Below are 16,850 nucleotides of genomic sequence, written 5' to 3'. Positions count from 1 at the left end.
TCTAATGTGCATGCATTGGGCCTATTTGTCGGATTATGGATGTGGAGCGCACATGGCGAACACCCAGAACTATATTAACCACCTGCTGCAGAACACCGGCATTACGCCGGCATGCAGCGAAGAAGAGCGCTTGGCTGCCGAGGATATCGCTCAGATCTTCCGCAACCACGGCTTTGATCCCGAGGTTCAGGAGTTCAATGCCCCGGCGCCCAGTAGATTGGCATTTGCCGTTACCGGTATTCTTGCGTTTGCCGGCGCCCTGCTGATGGGCATCGGCGCCGGTATCGGCTTGGTCGGCACCTTGCTGGCTATTGTCGGCGCCGTTCTTTACGTGCTCGAGCGCACGGGCCACCCCGTGGTTTCGCGTCTGGGCAAGACGGGCGTGAGCCAAAATGTCATCGCCTACCACAAGGCCTCGGGCCCGCTCGCGTCCCCGCGTAACCGCCCGGTGGTCGTTGTCGCACACTACGACTCTCCCCGTGCTGAGCTGCTCGCCCGCGAGCCCTATGCTTCGTATCGTGCGCTCATCGCCAAGCTGTTGCCCGTTGCCACGGTTGCCCCCGCTGCCGTTGCCATCCTGCGTATCCTGCCGCTCCCCGGCGCGCTCAAGGTTCTGCTGTGGATTGTCGCGATCCTCGCTTCCCTCGTTGCACTTGCCAACGCGGCAAACATCATCTCTAACCGCCATATTCTTCCCTATACGTCCGGCGCGGTGTGCAACAAGTCTTCTGTCGCCGCTATGCTCGGCGTTATGGACAACGTTGCTCCCTTCCAGGGTGAAAACGAGTTTCCCGACGATGTTCCGTTCGATACCTATTTTGGGGAGCAAAAGCGTCGTGCCGAGGAAATGGCGCGTGCAGCGGCGGAGTATGCCGCGGCCCAGCAGCAAAACGACTACGGTAACACCATCGAGTACGAAGAGCCTACCTACGCCGAGGACGAGTTCGGTCAGCCGATTGCTCCCGACACTCAGACCGAACCCGAACAGGGTGAGGCTTTCGACGAGCAGATCGAGGGCTTTGAGGGTGCGTCTGCCGACGAGACGCTGATTGGCGCCATCGTGCCCGAGGATCAGAATCAGGCTGTCCAGGCTGAAGAGTTCAATGACGAGGTTTCCGCTGCCGAGCCGGTGGAGGAGCCTGTCGCGGCCGAGCCCGAGCCCAAGCTCTATCGCAATGCCGCCGGCAACATCCGCTTTGGTTCGGATGCCATCCGTGCGCTCGGAATGCTTCCCGAGTCCTGCACGCTCGATTACGAGGAGGGCGAGGAGCCGACGTTTGAGCCCGAGCCTGCCCCCGTCGTGACTGCGCCTGCGCCCGCTGTCACCGTGGATGATGAGTCTGCCGCGGTTACCGCTGCCGTTGCCGAGCCCGAGGCAGTGTCCGCGTTCGATCCCGCGGCAGGACTGGACATTTTGGCTCCCGCCGCGCCGGCGCAAGACGTTGCGGACGAGTCTGACGACGATTACGTTGAACAGCCGAGGCGCGTGTCTTACGAGAGCGATACTGATTTCTCGGCCGAGATTCCCGCGGCAACGCCCCATGCCGACATTGCATCGGCGTTCTCGTCGATTGGCGCCAGCGCTTCCAACTTCTTTAAGGGTGCGCTTGCAAAGGGCAAGAAATTTGTCGACGATTTCGAGGGGAAGCGCGCTGCCGCACGCGAGGCTGCCGAGCAGGAGGCTATCGCTCAGCAGCAGGCAGCCGAGGCGGCACGTGAGCTCGCGGCGCAAGAGTTCGAGCAGAACGAGGCTATGCAGTCCGTGCCCGTCGACGCCGCCGAAGCTACAACGTCTTTCGAGGCCCAGCAGCACGTCGATAGCACCATGTCGTTTGATGCCGCGCAGTTCGATTCCACGATAACGTTTGAAAAGCAAGGCACCGCGATTGCCGAGCCCCTTCCTGCTTCCGATGAGCAGGACGACGTGGCAGACGATGACGAGCCCATTGATGCTGCCGAAATTCAGGATGCTGCTGAGGACGAGCCCGTCGAGGCCAACTCTGACGAAGAGCAGTACGCGGTAGCCGAGCAAGATGATTCGACCGAGGTCGAGCAGGAGGAAGTGTCTGCGGTTTCCGAGACTCCCGAGACGGATGAGTCGAGGCCTTACTCCACGCAGATTTTCACCATGCCGACCCCGAGTGGTTCCGGTGCCACGGTTGCCAATGTTGCTCCCACCCAGGACGAAACGGTCGATTCCCTTATGGCCCAGATTTCCTCCCAGGCATCGCCGCGTCCGCAGATGAATGTTCCCGATCCGGCGTCGGCACCGTCGCCTGCACCTTCCTCGTCTCCGCTGGCTTCGGTCCCCGATCCGTCGCTGCCGTCTATGAAGCAGGCAAACGTTGCGTCTCGCACGTCGCTGTTCGACCTTCCCGATCCCTCTGCCCAGGTCAACGACCCCTTTGCTACCGCCCAAGGTCCCGAACCCACATCGGCACCCGTTGCGCCTCCTATGCCCGTCGCGTCGGGCGCGCAGCCGATCGAGACCATTTCAGCTCCCGCCCCGGCGGCACCCAAGTCTCGTAAGCGCGGCCTGGGCGGTCTGTTCGGTCGTAAAAAGAAAAACGAGCAGGACAGCATGAGTGACTGGCTGGGCGTCGAAGACGATTACGATGCCAAGAAGTCCGGTCGCGGCATCGGTTCGTGGGATAATTTCGAGGACGATAACGATGGCTGGAAGGGCGGCGCTACGTCTTCCGACGGCGCTTCTTCCGAAGATATGCTCTCGGCTGTCGCCTCTATGGGCGATGATGAGCTGCTCGGTCACGATATCTGGTTTGTGGCAACGGGCGCCTCGGATTGTGATGGCGCCGGCATGAAGGCCTTCTTGGCTTCGCATCGCGATAAGCTCCGCGGCGTATTCTTTATCAATCTTGAATCCGTCGGCGCCGGTAGGCTTTCGGTGGTGACGGTTGAGGGCGAACAGCAGCTGCTCAAGGGCGATCGCCGCATCATGAACCTGGTCAGCAAGGTGTGCAAGTCGTTCCATGTCGATTGTGGCGCGCTCGAGATGCCCTATGCCAAGACCGATGCCTATGCCGCGCTCGAGGCGAGCCGCCGAGCCCTCACTATCGCCGGCGTGGACGGCACGCGTCTGGCTTGCGCTCGTACCGAGGACGACCTGCCCCACAATGTCAACCCGACGAACATTGCTACGGTATCCGAGGTCGTGACCGAGGTTATCCGCCGTTCGTAGACGGAGCTCTAAGGAGTCAACGTGTTTTCGTATATTAAGCGCCATTGGCCTGTCTACGTGATTTTGACCTTGATTGCCATTGCGTTAGGATTTGGGGCTGCCTACATCGTGGGTGCAAAGGGTTCGACCCCCGCCTCCGCAATCAGCGAAGAGGTGGAGCAAGAACAGAGTACGGGTGCCGATGGGATTCCTGAGTCCGAGCAGGCAATCGTTGATGGTGGATCTTCGTCTGCAGAGTAGATACGGCGATTTACATGATTGAAAGCGGGTGAGCCAGGGGACTGGCTCGCCCGCTTTTTCATCGCGCTAGCGCTTCTTTGGGATCGACCTAAGGCGAGCGAACCATAGGGCTGCGGCACCCGAGGTCAGGAGCGCGGTGATGCAAGCGGCGATGGGAACTGATCCTGTTGCCGGTAGGTCCTGCGGTAGGGTACAGCGTTGAATAACGCTGTCCTCGTCATGTGACTCAAGTTTATCGCCGCCACCATTGCGGCAAAGATCGACGCGCGCGCTGTTGGTGAGTGCGGTTTGGGGCGTATAAGCCGACGTCGCCTGCATGTGCACGATTGCGCCCCGAGCGTCTGTGCCAAGGATTGCTTTGGCATCGTCAAGGTCGTCGTGCTCATCTTTGAGATCATCGCGGGTCCAAGAATCCGCATCGCTTCGAGTCGTAAAGCCGGCGGCTACCGCACCGTATTCAATGCGAATGCCCGTTACGACGGTATTGGACGCAAGGTCGAGTTCTTTCGCCTCGAGTGTGGTGGATTCCGTGGTCGAGACATCCGCCTTCCAGAGGTGCCAGCCGTCGTAATCGACGAGGCGGCAATCCTCACCCAGACTTTCCTTTACTTCGTCGGACTCAAGCCAAGGATTTTCGTGCCCATCGTCAAGTGTCGCGTTTGCCGGCTCATCGACGTCTGTCGAGTCCAACGGCGTCGTGCGATACCACACGTTGCACAGACCGTTGAGGTCGCCGATGGCGACGGGGGTTTCGATTGAGACGAATCTCGCCGTATCGTCCTCGGCACACTCAAGATCATCGGTAATTGTAAACTCATCAACCCAGGTAGTTGAATCGTTTCGAGCGTCGATGGTATAGGAGAAAAGCCCATCCGTATTGGTTTGCATCGCGGCACGGTTTTTACCATCGCCGTTAGCCAACAGGCCCTTTTCGATAGGCTGGACAAGTTCCTGACGCTTGTCGACCTGCCCCTTGATCTCGATGGGCGCATCCTTCATCGCGACGGATTGGACTTCTCCCGTATCCTTTATTTCAAACGTTATCTCCTCGGCAAGGTCATAGGTCCGCGGAGACATCATTTCGCGCAACGAGTAGGTGCCGGGTGCAAGATGTTCGACGCGGTGTGGCTTGTCGGATGAGGTCCAGGAGTCTATTTCGGTTTTATCGGGACCATATAAGGTGAGCCGTGCGCCTTCTACTTCCTGCTCACCGCTTGCATCGACCTTGGAGATATCAACCTTGGTGTAATCGTCGGATACGTTAAGCCGTGCTTCTACAACGGGTGTTTTCTGGTCGGCATAAGTAAGGTCGACAATATGGGTTGTCTGATCGAGCAAGAAGCCTGCCGGCGCTTGAGTCTCGACAACCTCGTAGCGTGCGGTGCCAGATCCCAGTGGGAGGTTGTCCGCGCGTGCTTCTCCAGTTTCATCCGTCGTGACGGTAGCGACAGTCTCACCGTCGAGTGCGGCAATGCTACCGTCGGGGCGCACGATATCACCCGAGGCACGGATCTCAAAGATGGCGCCCGCGAGGCTGCTGCCGTCTACGGCATCGGTTTTAACGATCCTGATATTTCCGGTCGCGGCGCGGTCATAATACGAGGCGATTGCAACGGGCGTTAGGTTCATGTCGGCGGGTATGTTTACCTCGATTTCTTCGCTGACAAGATAGGGCTCTTTGGCCGAGGTTTCGCGTACATAATAGGTGCCCGGCACGAGCGATTCTGGCAGTGTGACGGTCCCGGTCGCGTCAGTCGTAAAGGTGTCCATTACGTTATGTGCTGGATACCAGCAAGTTTGTGAGACAGGTTCGTGATTGCTGTCGAGGAGTTGGAAGGTGAATCCGGCTAGGGGAACAGAAGCGCCTGTTTGGGCATCGCGTTTTACAATCTGGAGATGCGTCGACAGAGCGTGGTTGTCCACGATATATTGAAGCTCGGCGCCGTCGGAAATCTGATTTGCCCCGACGGTCCATTCCCCTGCACGTTTAAAACCCTCGGGGACGGTTTCCGGAACCTCACGAACCGTGTAGCCGGCACGGTCGTATGGGACGGCTCCGTGGACACCGGCGGGTCGCTTGCCTGTGCCGAACCATGCTTCGGGCTGATCTTCGGTGGAGGCAAAGCCATAGATGTTTGTGGTCAGTGTGCCAACAACCTGCTGAGAGCTGTTGCTGACAACCTCAAAGACAACACCACCCGCCGGCTGCTCCAGGCCGGATTGGTCGCTATTGCCGTAATCCTTGAATTTGGAAATCTCAAGGTTAAACGCAATGGGGATATCGGAAACGCGAGATTCGATCTCGACCACGCCTGAATCGCCGAGCTGGTCGGCTCCAACGGTATAGGTCCAGCTGTCGTTGGATGGCAGGTAGCCCTCGGGGGCTTTTGATTCGTAGATGGTAAAGGTTCCTAAGGGGACATCGGCGAGGGTGGCCCGACCGCTTTCGTCGGTCGTGAGGATTTGTGCCCATCCAGGGGTTGATTGCGACACACACGTGAACTCTGCTCCTGCGAGCGAAGCTCCCACCTGGTGGCCGGCATTCGTCGCGGCATCGAGTTTTACGATACGCAGGTTGATGGTGCCGGGCTGTTCATCAATGGCGACCCGCCCGCCGTCATTCCCCGTGGTAAAGGCAATACGATCGTGGCGGGGGACATAGCCGGCCGGCGCCTTCGTTTCAACTAGGTAGTATGCCGTGTTGGGCAGAAGTGTTGCTTGCGCTCGACCGTTGCTGTCCATCTGGACGGTGCCGACATGCGCGCCGCTGGCGCTCTCAAAAATATCGAATGTTGCCCCGTCAAACTGATAAGTATTGTTTCCGCTGGTAATGGCGGCGTTTGCAGACTGTTTTTTGAAGGAAACAGAGACTGCCGGCAGTACATAGAGCATGTCTTGACGTTTGCTGCCGCCCGATACGGCTCCTAGATAGCGCCGCGCGCGGTGCGGAGCGGCTTTGATGCTTCCTGATTTTGCGTTGTCGTGGAGCCACCGCGCAGCCGCCACGACTTCATTGTCGGCGGTAAAGTGCCCGCTCTTGGTTTTGCCCTGAGCGGTCGTGTAGGAATAGGTACCGTCGACATGGGTAGTGCCGTTGAGCATCCATACGGCAAGCTGGGTTGCGGCGCGGGCGCGATCGGGTGAAAGATGGTAACCGCCAAACGACGTGGCGGTAGGATATCCGTGACAAACGATTGCCGCGAACTCGTCGTCGAGCCACACCCAGCCTTGATCAAAGTTGAGCCATGGGCCGCCCGGCTTGGTGGGGCCGGGGCGCTCCTGGTTCATGCAGTAGGCAATCGAGGCGTCTTGAGCTTCATACTTGCCGATGAAGAAGGGCCCACAATCATCGCTAATAGTGCGGAAGCCGAGTTGGTCGTAGCCATCGACGGCAAATGCGGCTCTCGGTGCCAGGCAGCCGAAAAGCAGGAAGAGGAGCAGGAGCAGCGGACCTGTTGCGATTGCGCTGTGGACAGAGTGCGTGGGTGCGTTGGACATGGCTGCTCCTTATCCCTCGTGCGCCGCATGGGGAGGCTGCGACGCGTAGGATGAGGCTACCCCCGAGGTTCATGCGGGTAAGTACCGGAGCCTGACCAAAAGCTTGCCCAATTCCTGACAAATTGAGCTCAAATACAACAATCAAGCAAAAGCGCAGGTAGAAGATAGGGAGAACAGGAGGTCAAAGGTCCTCATCTCCACAATTGACGCGATTTTCAAACGAATCTCCACAGCTAAAACAAGCATCGCCACCCTTGTATCGAACAAGACAACCGCGTTATACTAGCCAACACACAAGCGGGCATCGCCAAGTGGTAAGGCATCAGCTTCCCAAGCTGACACTCGCGGGTTCGAGTCCCGTTGCCCGCTCCAGTAAAAAGCACAAGCACGGCAGCGTTACGTTGCCGTGCTTTTTACTACCAAGCGCCGGGACTCGAACCCGCCAGGGTGCGAGCGTTAAGCAAACGCGAAGCGTTTGTAGCGAGCAGGCGAAGGCGCCGACAGGCGCCTGAAGCCGGTGCGTATTTGCGAAGCAAATACGCGGATGTCCCGTTGCCCGCTCCATCGAGTACGGGGGACCTCGGGAACGTCGGGTCCAACCCGCTGTGCCCGTGCGTGTGCGCGGACCGGGTCTGTCGACCGCAGCCGGTGCGTATTTGCGAAGCAAATGCGCGGACGTCCCCATGCTCGCTCCAATTCCAAAATGTTAGGTTAATGCCTGCTGCCCATACTTGCACCTGCGCACGGTACAATGGTTGGGTTACGACCAACGTGCCAATAACCAAAAAGGAGCCGCTATGATCGATCGCTATACCCGCCCGGAGATGGGACACATCTTCTCCCTCGAGAACAAGTACGCCATTTGGCAGGAAATCGAGGTTCTGGCCTGCGAGGCCCAGGCGGAGCTCGGCAAGATCGGTATTTCCAAAGACGAGGCCCAGTGGATCCGCGACCATGCCAACTTTGAGAAGGCGAAGGTCGATGAGATCGAGGAAGTCACGCGCCACGACGTCATTGCCTTCCTGACCAACATGAAGGAATACATCGATGCCGATGTTCCCGAGGGCGACCCCAAGCCCAGCCGCTGGGTTCACTATGGCATGACCAGCTCGGATCTGGGCGACACGGCCCTGTGCTACCAGCTCACCCAGGCCTGCGACCTGATCATCGAGGACGTCAAGAAGCTCGGCGAGATTTGCAAGCGTCGCGCCTTCGAGGAGCGCAACACGCTCTGCGCCGGCCGCACTCATGGCATCCATGCCGAGCCGATGACCTTTGGCATGAAGTTTGGCTCTTGGGCCTGGGAGCTCAAGCGCGATCTGGACCGTCTTGAGGATGCCCGCAAGAACGTTGCCTTTGGTGCCATCTCGGGCGCTGTCGGCACGTACAGCTCCATCGAGCCGTTTGTCGAGGAATATGTCTGCGAGCACCTGGGCCTGGTTCACGACCCGCTGTCCACGCAGGTTATTAGCCGCGATCATCACGCCTACCTCGCCGGCGTTCTCGCCACCACCGCGGCCACCTGTGAGCGCATCGCTACCGAGGTTCGCAATCTGCAGAAGACCGATACACTCGAGGCCGAGGAACCGTTCCGTAAGGGTCAAAAGGGCAGCTCCGCCATGCCGCACAAGCGCAACCCCATCACCATGGAGAAGGTCTGCGGCCTGTCGCGCGTCGTGAAGGCCAACGCGCAGGTTGCCTTCGACAACGTCGCCCTGTGGCACGAGCGTGACATTTCGCACTCCTCTGCCGAGCGCGTCGCCCAGGCCGACAGCTTCATCGCCCTCGACCACATGTTCCAGTGCCTCATTCGCGTTATCGACGGCCTGCAACTGTATCCCGCCCGCATGATGGCCAACCTCAATAAGACCCGCGGCCTCATCTTCTCTTCCAAGGTACTGCTCGCCCTCGTCGACACGGGCATCACCCGCGAGGACGCGTACGCCATTGTGCAGGAGAACGCTATGGCAACCTGGCACGAGGTACAGGATTGTGTCTCCGGCCCCACCTTTAAGGAGCGTCTCGAGGCCGACCCGCGCTGCACCGTCAGTCAGGAGAAGCTCGACGAGATCTTTGATCCGTGGGACTTCCTCACCCGTATCGACACGGTCTTTGATCGTCTGGAGCAGCTGAGCTTCGAGTAGGTTCGGGCATAACGTTAGCTTTTTAGGGCGCTTTGCTGGTAATGTGTGTTGCCGGCAAAGCGCCTCGTTGCATTTAGGGAAAGACGGGGATAATAGTCTTCTCGAATAACATTCTGAGAGGGGATCGCATGATTTCGTTTGATTACAAGCCTCAGGGCGTGTGTGCTCGCAATATTCACCTTGATCTTTCCGATGACGGCAACAAGGTGATGGGCGTTGAATTTACCGGCGGCTGCGACGGCAATCTCAAGGCTATCTCCAAGCTGGTCGAGGGCGCTCCTGCCGATCGCGTAATCGAGGTTCTCGCCGGTAATACCTGCGGTATGAAAAAGACCTCCTGCGCCGACCAGCTTACACGCGCTATCGAGGCCGCTCGCACCGAGATCGCCTAATGGGTATCGCCGATCACATCAAGAACGGAATATCGCGTCGCGGCTTTGTACTCGGTGGGGCTGCCGCGGGCGCTGCCACGGTGCTTGCCGGATGCTCGAAAAAAACGGGCACCAGCGACGATGCCGCTGGCGAGCCGCAGGTTATCAAGGACGATTCGAAGATTGTCTCGATCACTGATGAGTACGAAGCTGTTGATATCGATCTTGAGCCCGCGGCCTCGTGGACGCTGCCGCTGGGCACGCTGCTGTACTACTGCGATGGCGACTACGCCGCCGCGATGATGGCGCCTGCTTCTGCCCTGCATGCCAATACGCTTGGTGTGCTCAACCTGGGCGATGGCTCGCTTACCACACTTATCGAGGATCCCATTGAGGGAACCGGTTATGCGTTTTACGACGTTCGCGCGGGTGATGGCGTGTTCGCATGGGTCGAGATGAACTTTGCCAATGCGTCTTGGAAACTCTATGCGCAAAACCTTGCAGGCTCCTCCCTTACCGGCAACGCTGTCGAGCTCGACCGCGGCGGCGAAAACTACGATCCGCCGCTCTTCACAGCGTATGGGTCGTCGGTCATCTGGTATAAGATGCCTTCGTCCGGCGGCACCAAGACGAGTAACGATTCGTACTGCTACCGTCAGTCGCCCAGCGAGTCCAAGCCTGAGACTATTTGGAAGTCGACGGGCCGTTTCGCATCCGCCCCGCGTGTGAGCGACGGCATCCTGACCATCTCGCCCCGCGTGCACAATGATGAGGGCGTCTATTACGGTATGACGGCGATCGACCTGACTGACGGCAACAACACGAAGCGAGCTCAGCTGGTGCTTCCTTCGTCGGTTTCGCCTTTCGAGGCCGTGTATATGGGAGACACCTTCGTGTTCTCCATTGAGGCGACGTATAGCGGTGTGGGTGGCCTGGGCAATATGGGCACCTATATCGGTAACGAGGGCGGGCCGTATCTCTTCCTTTCGCGTGAGCCGCTCGCGTGCGCTGCGGGAAGGAAAAATAAATATCTGGTCAAAGTTCAGGCGTCGCATTTTTTGATTGACACTTCGGCTAAGACTTACGGCTCGCTTCTGTCGCCCGACCGAGCCTTGGAGTATGGCGATTATCCTGCTACGGCGGGTAAATCGAACTCGTTCTTAACGTACGCAACGGTGCGTAACAGCCAGGGAATTCCCGAGACGGTTACCGCTCGCTTGTTCTCTCTTTAGTCTCCGAGGGGTTAAAAAGGCATCGACAGGGGAATAAGCGCGTTGTGACTATGAGTACCGCCCGCCGAGCTATCGCACCCATGCGATACCCGGTGGGCTCAGGTGCGTTAAAATGGGCTTGTTCTTAGCTAATTGAGACAGGGGGGCCGTGTTATGGCTTCAGATGCAAAAAAGATTCTGCTGGTCGAGGATGAGAAGGCAATCCGTGACGCCGTCGCTGCCTATCTCGAGCGCGAAGGCTACTGGGTTGTGGGCGTCGGCGACGGCCAGTCCGCGATCGAGGAGTTCGAGAAGCATCAGTTCGACCTGGTCGTGCTCGACCTTATGCTCCCCAAGATTCCCGGCGAGCGCGTTTGCCGCACCATTCGCGATACCTCGGATGTCCCCATCATCATGCTGACGGCTAAGGGCGAGATCGAGGACCGTATTATCGGTCTTGAGCTCGGCGCCGACGACTATCTGATTAAGCCGTTCTCGCCGCGCGAGCTCGTCGCCCGCGTTCGCGCTCTGTTCCGCCGTGCCCATCAGGCCGACGAGCCCGCCGTCGAGGTACTCGACTTCGGCGATCTGGTCATCGATATCTCGGGCCACAAGATCTTGGTCGAGGGCAAGGAAGTCGATCTGACGGCTTCCGAGTTCAAGCTGCTCACCACGCTTGCCCGCCATCCCGGCCGTGTGTATAACCGCATGGAGCTGGTCGAGAAAGTGCTCGGGTATGACTTTGAGGGCTATGAGCGCACCATCGATAGCCACGTGAAGAATCTTCGCGCCAAGCTGGGCGATGATCCCAAGAAGCCCAAGTGGCTCTACACCGTCCATGGTGTCGGCTATCGCTTCGAGGCTCCGGCCAAGACCGATAAGTCGGACGAGAAATAGGGAAATCACATATGACACCTGCGCGCTTTGAAATCGGACAAAAGCACAAGCAGGAGAGCGAGGCGGGTTCCAAGGCTAGTTGGAACACGCCTCGTTCCGATTCACGGCCAACGATGAGCTATCCCTCGCGCATGGCACTTGCTTTTGCTCTGACATCGCTCATGACAGTATTGGTGCTGGTGGGCGTTGTCTCTGTTGTGTGGGGCACGGTCTTTTCGGATTACACACGCTCCAATATCGTCGAAATCGCAAATTCCGCTGCCGAGAAGTTGGCGACCTCATATGAGGAAAACGGCTCTTGGACCGCGGGAGAACTGCGCACGGTCGCAACGTCGAGTTTGGTTTCCGACGATCTGGGCATGCAGGTCGTCAATAAAAAGGGCGTGATCGTTTATGACGATTCCTGGCCCTCGGCAAGCGCCACCGCCGATGTACGCGAAAACCAGGCTACGACCGACGACACGAGCGGCAAGAGGGCATCGCATAGCCCGGTCTCGTCTGCTCCAACCGACTCCGATAGCGTTGCTAACGTCGAGATTGTAACGTCTTCCGGCGAGCATGTCGGACAGGTAAAGCTGTGGGCCATCGGCTCCGACGCTCTGCTCACCAAGGCGGACTCTGCGTTTAGGGAGAAGACCTTTAACGCCATGGCCCTCGCCGCGGTTGTTGCAATCTGCATTTCGGTCGTTATCGGATCGCTCGTGTCGCGCATGCTCACCAAGCCGATTCATCGCATCACCAGTACCGCAAAGCAAATCCGTGACGGCGACCTGTCGGCTCGCACGGGACTGCGCGGTGATGACGAGATCGATCAGCTGGGTGAGACCTTCGATGAGATGGCCACTTCGCTCGAGAAGGATATGAAACACGAGAAGCGCCTGACCTCAGACGTTGCACACGAGCTTCGCACGCCGCTTATGGCCATGCTCGCAACGGTCGAGGCTATGCAGGATGGCGTGTATCCCACCGACGATGAGCATTTGGAGACCGTTGCTTCCGAGACGCGTCGCCTGGCTCGTCTGGTGCAGCAGATGCTCGACCTATCGCGTATGGAAAACAGCACGGCTCCGCTCAATCTAGAACCGGTGGACATGGTTCCGTTCGTGCGATCGATTGTGAATGGCCAGGAGCGCCTGTTTGCCGACCGTGACCTGCGTTTGCGCTTTGCAGATGAGACGCAGGGCCACGATGACGTTGTCGAGGCAGATCCCGACATGATCACGCAATGTGTTATCAACCTCATGAGCAACGCCATGCGCTACACCCCCGAGGGCGGTTGGGTCGTGGTGTCGGTGCTCAGTGACCGCAGGCACGTCAGCATTGCCGTTTCTGATACCGGCATCGGTATTGCCAAGGACGATCTGTCGCGCATTTTCGGGCGGTTTTGGCGCGCCGATGCCAGCCGCGCCCGCGAAGCTGGCGGCCTGGGCGTCGGCCTCGCCGTGACTAAGCAGATTGTCGAGCGTCACCATGGCTACATATCCGTGGAGTCGGAGCTTGGAAAGGGTACGACTTTTACGATTCATCTGCCCCGCGAGCACACGGCAGACGCGGCATCTACTACAATGGAGCACTAGCTTTTCGCTATTCGGTGAAGGAGGGGCCGCGTCCCTGCCGCTCCGAGTTTGCGAAAACATGCGGGAAAGAACCCGCATTTCTGTCGTATTTAGGTAAGGAGTGACTCACGTGACAACGATGGAGCGTCATCCGGATTCCCGTGGCAAGGTTCGTGATATTTACGATGCCGGTGAAAACCTGCTGATGGTCGCCACCGACCGCATTTCTGCGTTCGACTTCATTCTTCCCGACGAGATTCCGTTTAAGGGAGAGGTGCTCAATCGCATCTCGGCATTCTGGTTCGATAAGTTTGCCGACATCGTCCCCAACCATCTCGTTTCCATCGACCCGGCGGATTTCCCCGAGGAGTTTGCTGAGTATCGTGACTACCTCGCTGGCCGCGCCATGCTGGTTAAGAAGGCCCAGACGATTCCTATCGAGTGCATCGTCCGCGGCTATCTGACCGGTTCGGGCAAGAAGACCTACGACGAGAACGGCACCGTCTGCGGCATCCAGCTGCCTGAGGGCCTGACCGAGGCTTCCAAGCTTCCCGAGCCGTTGTTCACGCCGTCCACGAAGGCCGAGATCGGTGACCACGACGAGAACATCTCGTTCGAGCGTTGCTGCGAGATCGTGGGCGAGGACATCGCCACGCAGATTCGTGACCTTTCCCTCAAGATCTACAAGGCCGCTGCCGAGTACGCCGCGACCCGTGGCATCATCATTGCCGACACCAAGTTCGAGTTTGGTGTTATTGATGGCAAGGTCACGCTGATCGACGAGTGCCTCACGCCCGACTCCAGCCGTTTCTGGCCTGCTGCCAGCTACGAGGAGGGCAAGATCCAGCCTAGCTACGACAAGCAATTCGTCCGCAATTGGCTTAAGGCCAACTGGGATATGACGGGGGAGACCCCGCACCTGCCCGCCGAGGTCATCGATGGCACGTCCGAGCGCTATCGCGAGGCCTTCCAGATCATCACCGGCTCCCAGTTCACAAGCATGAAGGAGAACGCATAAGTGAGTACCCGTAGCGCCACGAACAAGCGCACGCAATCCCACGAAGTTACCGGGGTTGCGCGCAAGTCTGCCGCATCTGCTAAGCCCGCCCGCCAAGCAGCGAGCTCCGTTCGCGTCGTGCCGGCTTCGTCTAAGGCACGCCGCAAAGAGCTCGAGAAGGGCGAGAACCTCGAGGGCCTCTCTAAAGAGGAGAAGCGCGCCCGCAAGGCCAAGCAGCGCGCCAAGGAGGACCGCATCTATACGGTGTCGAATATCCTCCTCAAGCAGGACGAGGACTACACCAAGCGCCGTCGCATCTGGTGGATTGTGCTCGCCATTGGCATGGTGCTCGTCGTGGCAATTTGGGCCTCGCTGTACTTCGCTCCCGCTGGCATGGTGTCCAGCCCTGTCCAGATGGTCGGCATCGTTTTGTCCTATGTCATCATCCTAGGTGACTTTATCTACGACTTCGCTCGTATTCGTCCCTTGCGCAACATGTACCGCGCGCAGGCCGAGGGCATGTCCGAGAACAAGCTCAACGCTCTTATTGAGCGCGCGGCTGCCGAGGAGGACCAGAAGGACTCCAAGAAGAAGTAGCGTTTGCATACATACTTATCGCTAAGATATAAGGCGCGTCGTTTTTGCGGCGCGCCTTTTTACTGTTCTATAGATAGATGGAGTGGCACATGATTCGAGCTGCCCTGACGGTCGAAGAGGCTCTGGAGGGCATGAAGGCCCTGGAGCCCAAGATTAAAAACTACGCGCGCCTGGTCGTCCGCAAGGGCGTAAACGTCAAGCCCGGCCAGGAGGTCGTCGTTCAGTCTCCGGTCGAGTGCGCGCCGTTTGCGCGCGTGGTGGTCGCGGAGGCCTATGCTGCCGCCGCCGGCCACGTGACGGTCATTTGGGCCGATGATGCCGTGACGAGGCTCACGTACGAGCATGTCGAGAAAAGCTATTTTGAGCAGACACCCGAGTGGAAGCGCATGCAGCTGGATTCCTTGGCCCAGGATGGTGCCTGCTTTGTCTTTATCGAAGGTGCGGATCCTGCGGCCCTCAAGGGCATCGATCCAGCCAAGCCGGCCGCGGCATCAAAGGCGAGGAATACGCAGTGCAAAGTTTTCCGCCGTGGACTGGATTACAACATCAATCCGTGGTGCATCGCCGGCGCTCCGGTCGTGGCTTGGGCGCACGAGGTGTTCCCGGGAGACGCCGATGAGGTTGCAATCTATAAACTGTGGAATGCGATTCTGCACACCGCGCGCGCCGATGGCCAGGACCCGGAGAGCGACTGGGAACTCCATGACGCCGCATTCGAAAAGAACCTGCGTTTCCTGAACGACAATCGTTTCGACTACTTGCATTACACCGCGGCAAATGGAACCGATCTGACGATTGGCATGACGAAGGGTCACGAGTGGGCCGGCGGCAAGGGCAAGACGCCCGATGGACATCCCTTCTTCCCCAACATTCCCACCGAGGAAGTCTTCACCTCGCCCGATCGCATGCGCGCCGACGGTATCGTGTACTCGGCCATGCCGCTCATCCACCACGGCAATAAAGTCGAAGATTTTTGGATTAAGTTCGAGGGCGGCCGCGTGGTGGACTACGACGCCCGCGTGGGCAAGGCAACGCTTGCGAGCATTATTGACACCGATGAAGGTGCCGCTCATCTGGGCGAGGTCGCGCTCATTTCCAAGAACACTCCGATCCGCGAAAGCGGCGTTCTGTTCTACGATACGCTCTATGACGAGAACGCTAGCTGCCATCTCGCGCTAGGTGTCGGTTTCCCCGAATGCATCGAGGGTGGGTATGACATGTCCAAGGAGGAGCTCCTGGAGCATGGCGTTAACGTCTCGAGCACGCACGTCGATTTTATGATCGGCACGGACGACATCGATATTACGGGCATTACGCCTGATGGACGTGAAGTTGTGATTTTCCAGAACGGCCAATGGAGTTGGGAATAGTCCCAGACCGTGGTACAATGCCACCCGCGGGCCGTTAGCTCAGCTGGCAGAGCAGGGGACTTTTAATCCCAAGGTCCAGGGTTCGAACCCCTGACGGCCCACCATAGAAAAGAAAGCGATCGACTCCGGTTGGTCGCTTTTTTGTTGCCGCGACACGGGTTCGAACCCGTCGGGGCGCGGAGCTGAGTAAACGCGTGAGCGTTTGCCAGCGCAGCGCGCAAGGCGCGAAAGCGCCGCAGCGGCCGCCTGCGGAGCAGGCTGAACCCCTGACGGCCCACCATAGAATAGAAAAGCGACTGGCGGATGCCGGCCGCTTTTTTGTTGCCGGTGCACGGGTTCGAACCCGAACTTCTCTATATATAAGAACGCTCGGCGAACAAAACCTGCCTTTTACCGACGGGAAACAAATAGCTGATGCTTTTGGAGTAAAGTGGCGCTCCAGAGATGACCGATGCCTTAACACCTATAAACCAGCTGGTCATCGCCAATATCAGAAGCTGCTGCTTCGAATACGGCCTCAGCGAAGCAACTGAGGGTTCTATTCATTTGTGAACAAAATATGGAGTGCGCGATTCCCGCCCGCGGGGGCCCTCCGGTCTGGCAATATATCTCCTTGCCGCGCGGCCCGGTCGGACCGGATCAGCCGCGGGGCGTGCACCTTGAGAACCGGATACTGCGAGGATGGACACATTGAGTGTCGCATCCGGGCAGACATCGAACCATTTGAAATGGTCTAACTTGGATTTGTTTTTCGCAAGGCCGCCGAGAGG

General features: G+C 58.6%; 11 protein-coding genes and 2 tRNA genes. 12 read left to right on the top strand and 1 reads right to left on the bottom strand.

The features are described from left to right. Nucleotides 1–52 precede the first annotated feature (52 nt). Nucleotides 53–3,199, top strand: a complete 3,147-nt coding sequence (locus ABHR63_RS06085; RefSeq protein WP_346965137.1) for a hypothetical protein — start codon at nucleotides 53–55, stop codon at nucleotides 3,197–3,199. Nucleotides 3,200–3,220: 21 nt separating this feature from the next. Further along, the gene (locus tag ABHR63_RS06080; protein ID WP_022094153.1) at nucleotides 3,221–3,439 is read left to right on the top strand and encodes a hypothetical protein; all 219 of its coding nucleotides are present in this window, start codon (nucleotides 3,221–3,223) and stop codon (nucleotides 3,437–3,439) included. Between the two features lie 66 nt (nucleotides 3,440–3,505). Here ABHR63_RS06080 and ABHR63_RS06075 read toward each other — a convergent pair whose 3' ends face one another. After that, the gene (locus tag ABHR63_RS06075; RefSeq protein WP_346965136.1) at nucleotides 3,506–6,937 is read right to left on the bottom strand and encodes a SpaA isopeptide-forming pilin-related protein; all 3,432 of its coding nucleotides are present in this window, start codon (nucleotides 6,935–6,937) and stop codon (nucleotides 3,506–3,508) included. A gap of 297 nt (nucleotides 6,938–7,234) precedes the next feature. Here ABHR63_RS06075 and ABHR63_RS06070 point away from each other — a divergent pair. The 10 genes from ABHR63_RS06070 (at nucleotide 7,235) to ABHR63_RS06025 (ending at nucleotide 16,184) form a co-directional block, all read left to right on the top strand. Beyond that, a tRNA-Gly gene (locus tag ABHR63_RS06070) sits at nucleotides 7,235–7,309 on the top strand. A 425-nt stretch (nucleotides 7,310–7,734) separates the two neighbouring features. Continuing rightward, the gene (purB, locus tag ABHR63_RS06065; RefSeq protein WP_022093797.1) at nucleotides 7,735–9,081 is read left to right on the top strand and encodes an adenylosuccinate lyase; all 1,347 of its coding nucleotides are present in this window, start codon (nucleotides 7,735–7,737) and stop codon (nucleotides 9,079–9,081) included. Nucleotides 9,082–9,209: 128 nt separating this feature from the next. Further along, nucleotides 9,210–9,473 carry a TIGR03905 family TSCPD domain-containing protein gene (locus ABHR63_RS06060; protein WP_006236206.1) on the top strand — a complete coding sequence of 88 codons (264 nt, stop codon included), beginning with the start codon at nucleotides 9,210–9,212 and terminating at the stop codon, nucleotides 9,471–9,473. Then, the gene (locus tag ABHR63_RS06055) at nucleotides 9,473–10,684 is read left to right on the top strand and encodes a hypothetical protein (protein ID WP_346965135.1); all 1,212 of its coding nucleotides are present in this window, start codon (nucleotides 9,473–9,475) and stop codon (nucleotides 10,682–10,684) included. Before ABHR63_RS06060 ends, ABHR63_RS06055 begins: the two co-directional genes overlap by 1 nt. Before the next feature lie 153 nt (nucleotides 10,685–10,837). Beyond that, complete coding sequence (locus ABHR63_RS06050) at nucleotides 10,838–11,560, top strand: response regulator transcription factor (protein WP_006236208.1); 723 nt, start codon at nucleotides 10,838–10,840, stop codon at nucleotides 11,558–11,560. An 11-nt stretch (nucleotides 11,561–11,571) separates the two neighbouring features. Next, nucleotides 11,572–13,137: a sensor histidine kinase gene (locus ABHR63_RS06045; protein ID WP_035136482.1), complete on the top strand. Its 1,566-nt coding sequence runs from the start codon at nucleotides 11,572–11,574 to the stop codon at nucleotides 13,135–13,137. A 118-nt stretch (nucleotides 13,138–13,255) separates the two neighbouring features. After that, nucleotides 13,256–14,134: a phosphoribosylaminoimidazolesuccinocarboxamide synthase gene (locus ABHR63_RS06040; protein ID WP_346965144.1), complete on the top strand. Its 879-nt coding sequence runs from the start codon at nucleotides 13,256–13,258 to the stop codon at nucleotides 14,132–14,134. Then, the gene (locus ABHR63_RS06035; RefSeq protein WP_035136480.1) at nucleotides 14,135–14,710 is read left to right on the top strand and encodes an ABC-2 transporter permease; all 576 of its coding nucleotides are present in this window, start codon (nucleotides 14,135–14,137) and stop codon (nucleotides 14,708–14,710) included. Between the two features lie 89 nt (nucleotides 14,711–14,799). Next, entirely contained in the window at nucleotides 14,800–16,080 is a 1,281-nt protein-coding gene (locus ABHR63_RS06030) for an aminopeptidase (RefSeq protein ID WP_035136479.1), read from the top strand. A gap of 28 nt (nucleotides 16,081–16,108) precedes the next feature. Further along, nucleotides 16,109–16,184, top strand: a tRNA-Lys gene (locus ABHR63_RS06025). The last annotated feature ends 666 nt before the right edge of the window (nucleotides 16,185–16,850 follow it).

The organism is Collinsella aerofaciens, from assembly GCF_039752775.1.
Taxonomy (GTDB): domain Bacteria; phylum Actinomycetota; class Coriobacteriia; order Coriobacteriales; family Coriobacteriaceae; genus Collinsella; species Collinsella aerofaciens_R.
This window is presented reverse-complemented; position numbering and strand designations above follow the sequence as displayed.

What these genes read in the sequence shown, in the direction of transcription:
- ABHR63_RS06085 (WP_346965137.1), top strand. Translation starts at nt 53, where the DNA reads ATGGCGAACACCCAGAACTATATTAACCACCTGCTGCAGAACACCGGC.
- ABHR63_RS06075 (WP_346965136.1), bottom strand. Translation starts at nt 6,937, where the DNA reads ATGTCCAACGCACCCACGCACTCTGTCCACAGCGCAATCGCAACAGGT.
- purB (WP_022093797.1), top strand. Translation starts at nt 7,735, where the DNA reads ATGATCGATCGCTATACCCGCCCGGAGATGGGACACATCTTCTCCCTC.
- ABHR63_RS06060 (WP_006236206.1), top strand. Translation starts at nt 9,210, where the DNA reads ATGATTTCGTTTGATTACAAGCCTCAGGGCGTGTGTGCTCGCAATATT.
- ABHR63_RS06055 (WP_346965135.1), top strand. Translation starts at nt 9,473, where the DNA reads ATGGGTATCGCCGATCACATCAAGAACGGAATATCGCGTCGCGGCTTT.
- ABHR63_RS06050 (WP_006236208.1), top strand. Translation starts at nt 10,838, where the DNA reads ATGGCTTCAGATGCAAAAAAGATTCTGCTGGTCGAGGATGAGAAGGCA.
- ABHR63_RS06045 (WP_035136482.1), top strand. Translation starts at nt 11,572, where the DNA reads ATGACACCTGCGCGCTTTGAAATCGGACAAAAGCACAAGCAGGAGAGC.
- ABHR63_RS06040 (WP_346965144.1), top strand. Translation starts at nt 13,256, where the DNA reads ATGGAGCGTCATCCGGATTCCCGTGGCAAGGTTCGTGATATTTACGAT.
- ABHR63_RS06030 (WP_035136479.1), top strand. Translation starts at nt 14,800, where the DNA reads ATGATTCGAGCTGCCCTGACGGTCGAAGAGGCTCTGGAGGGCATGAAG.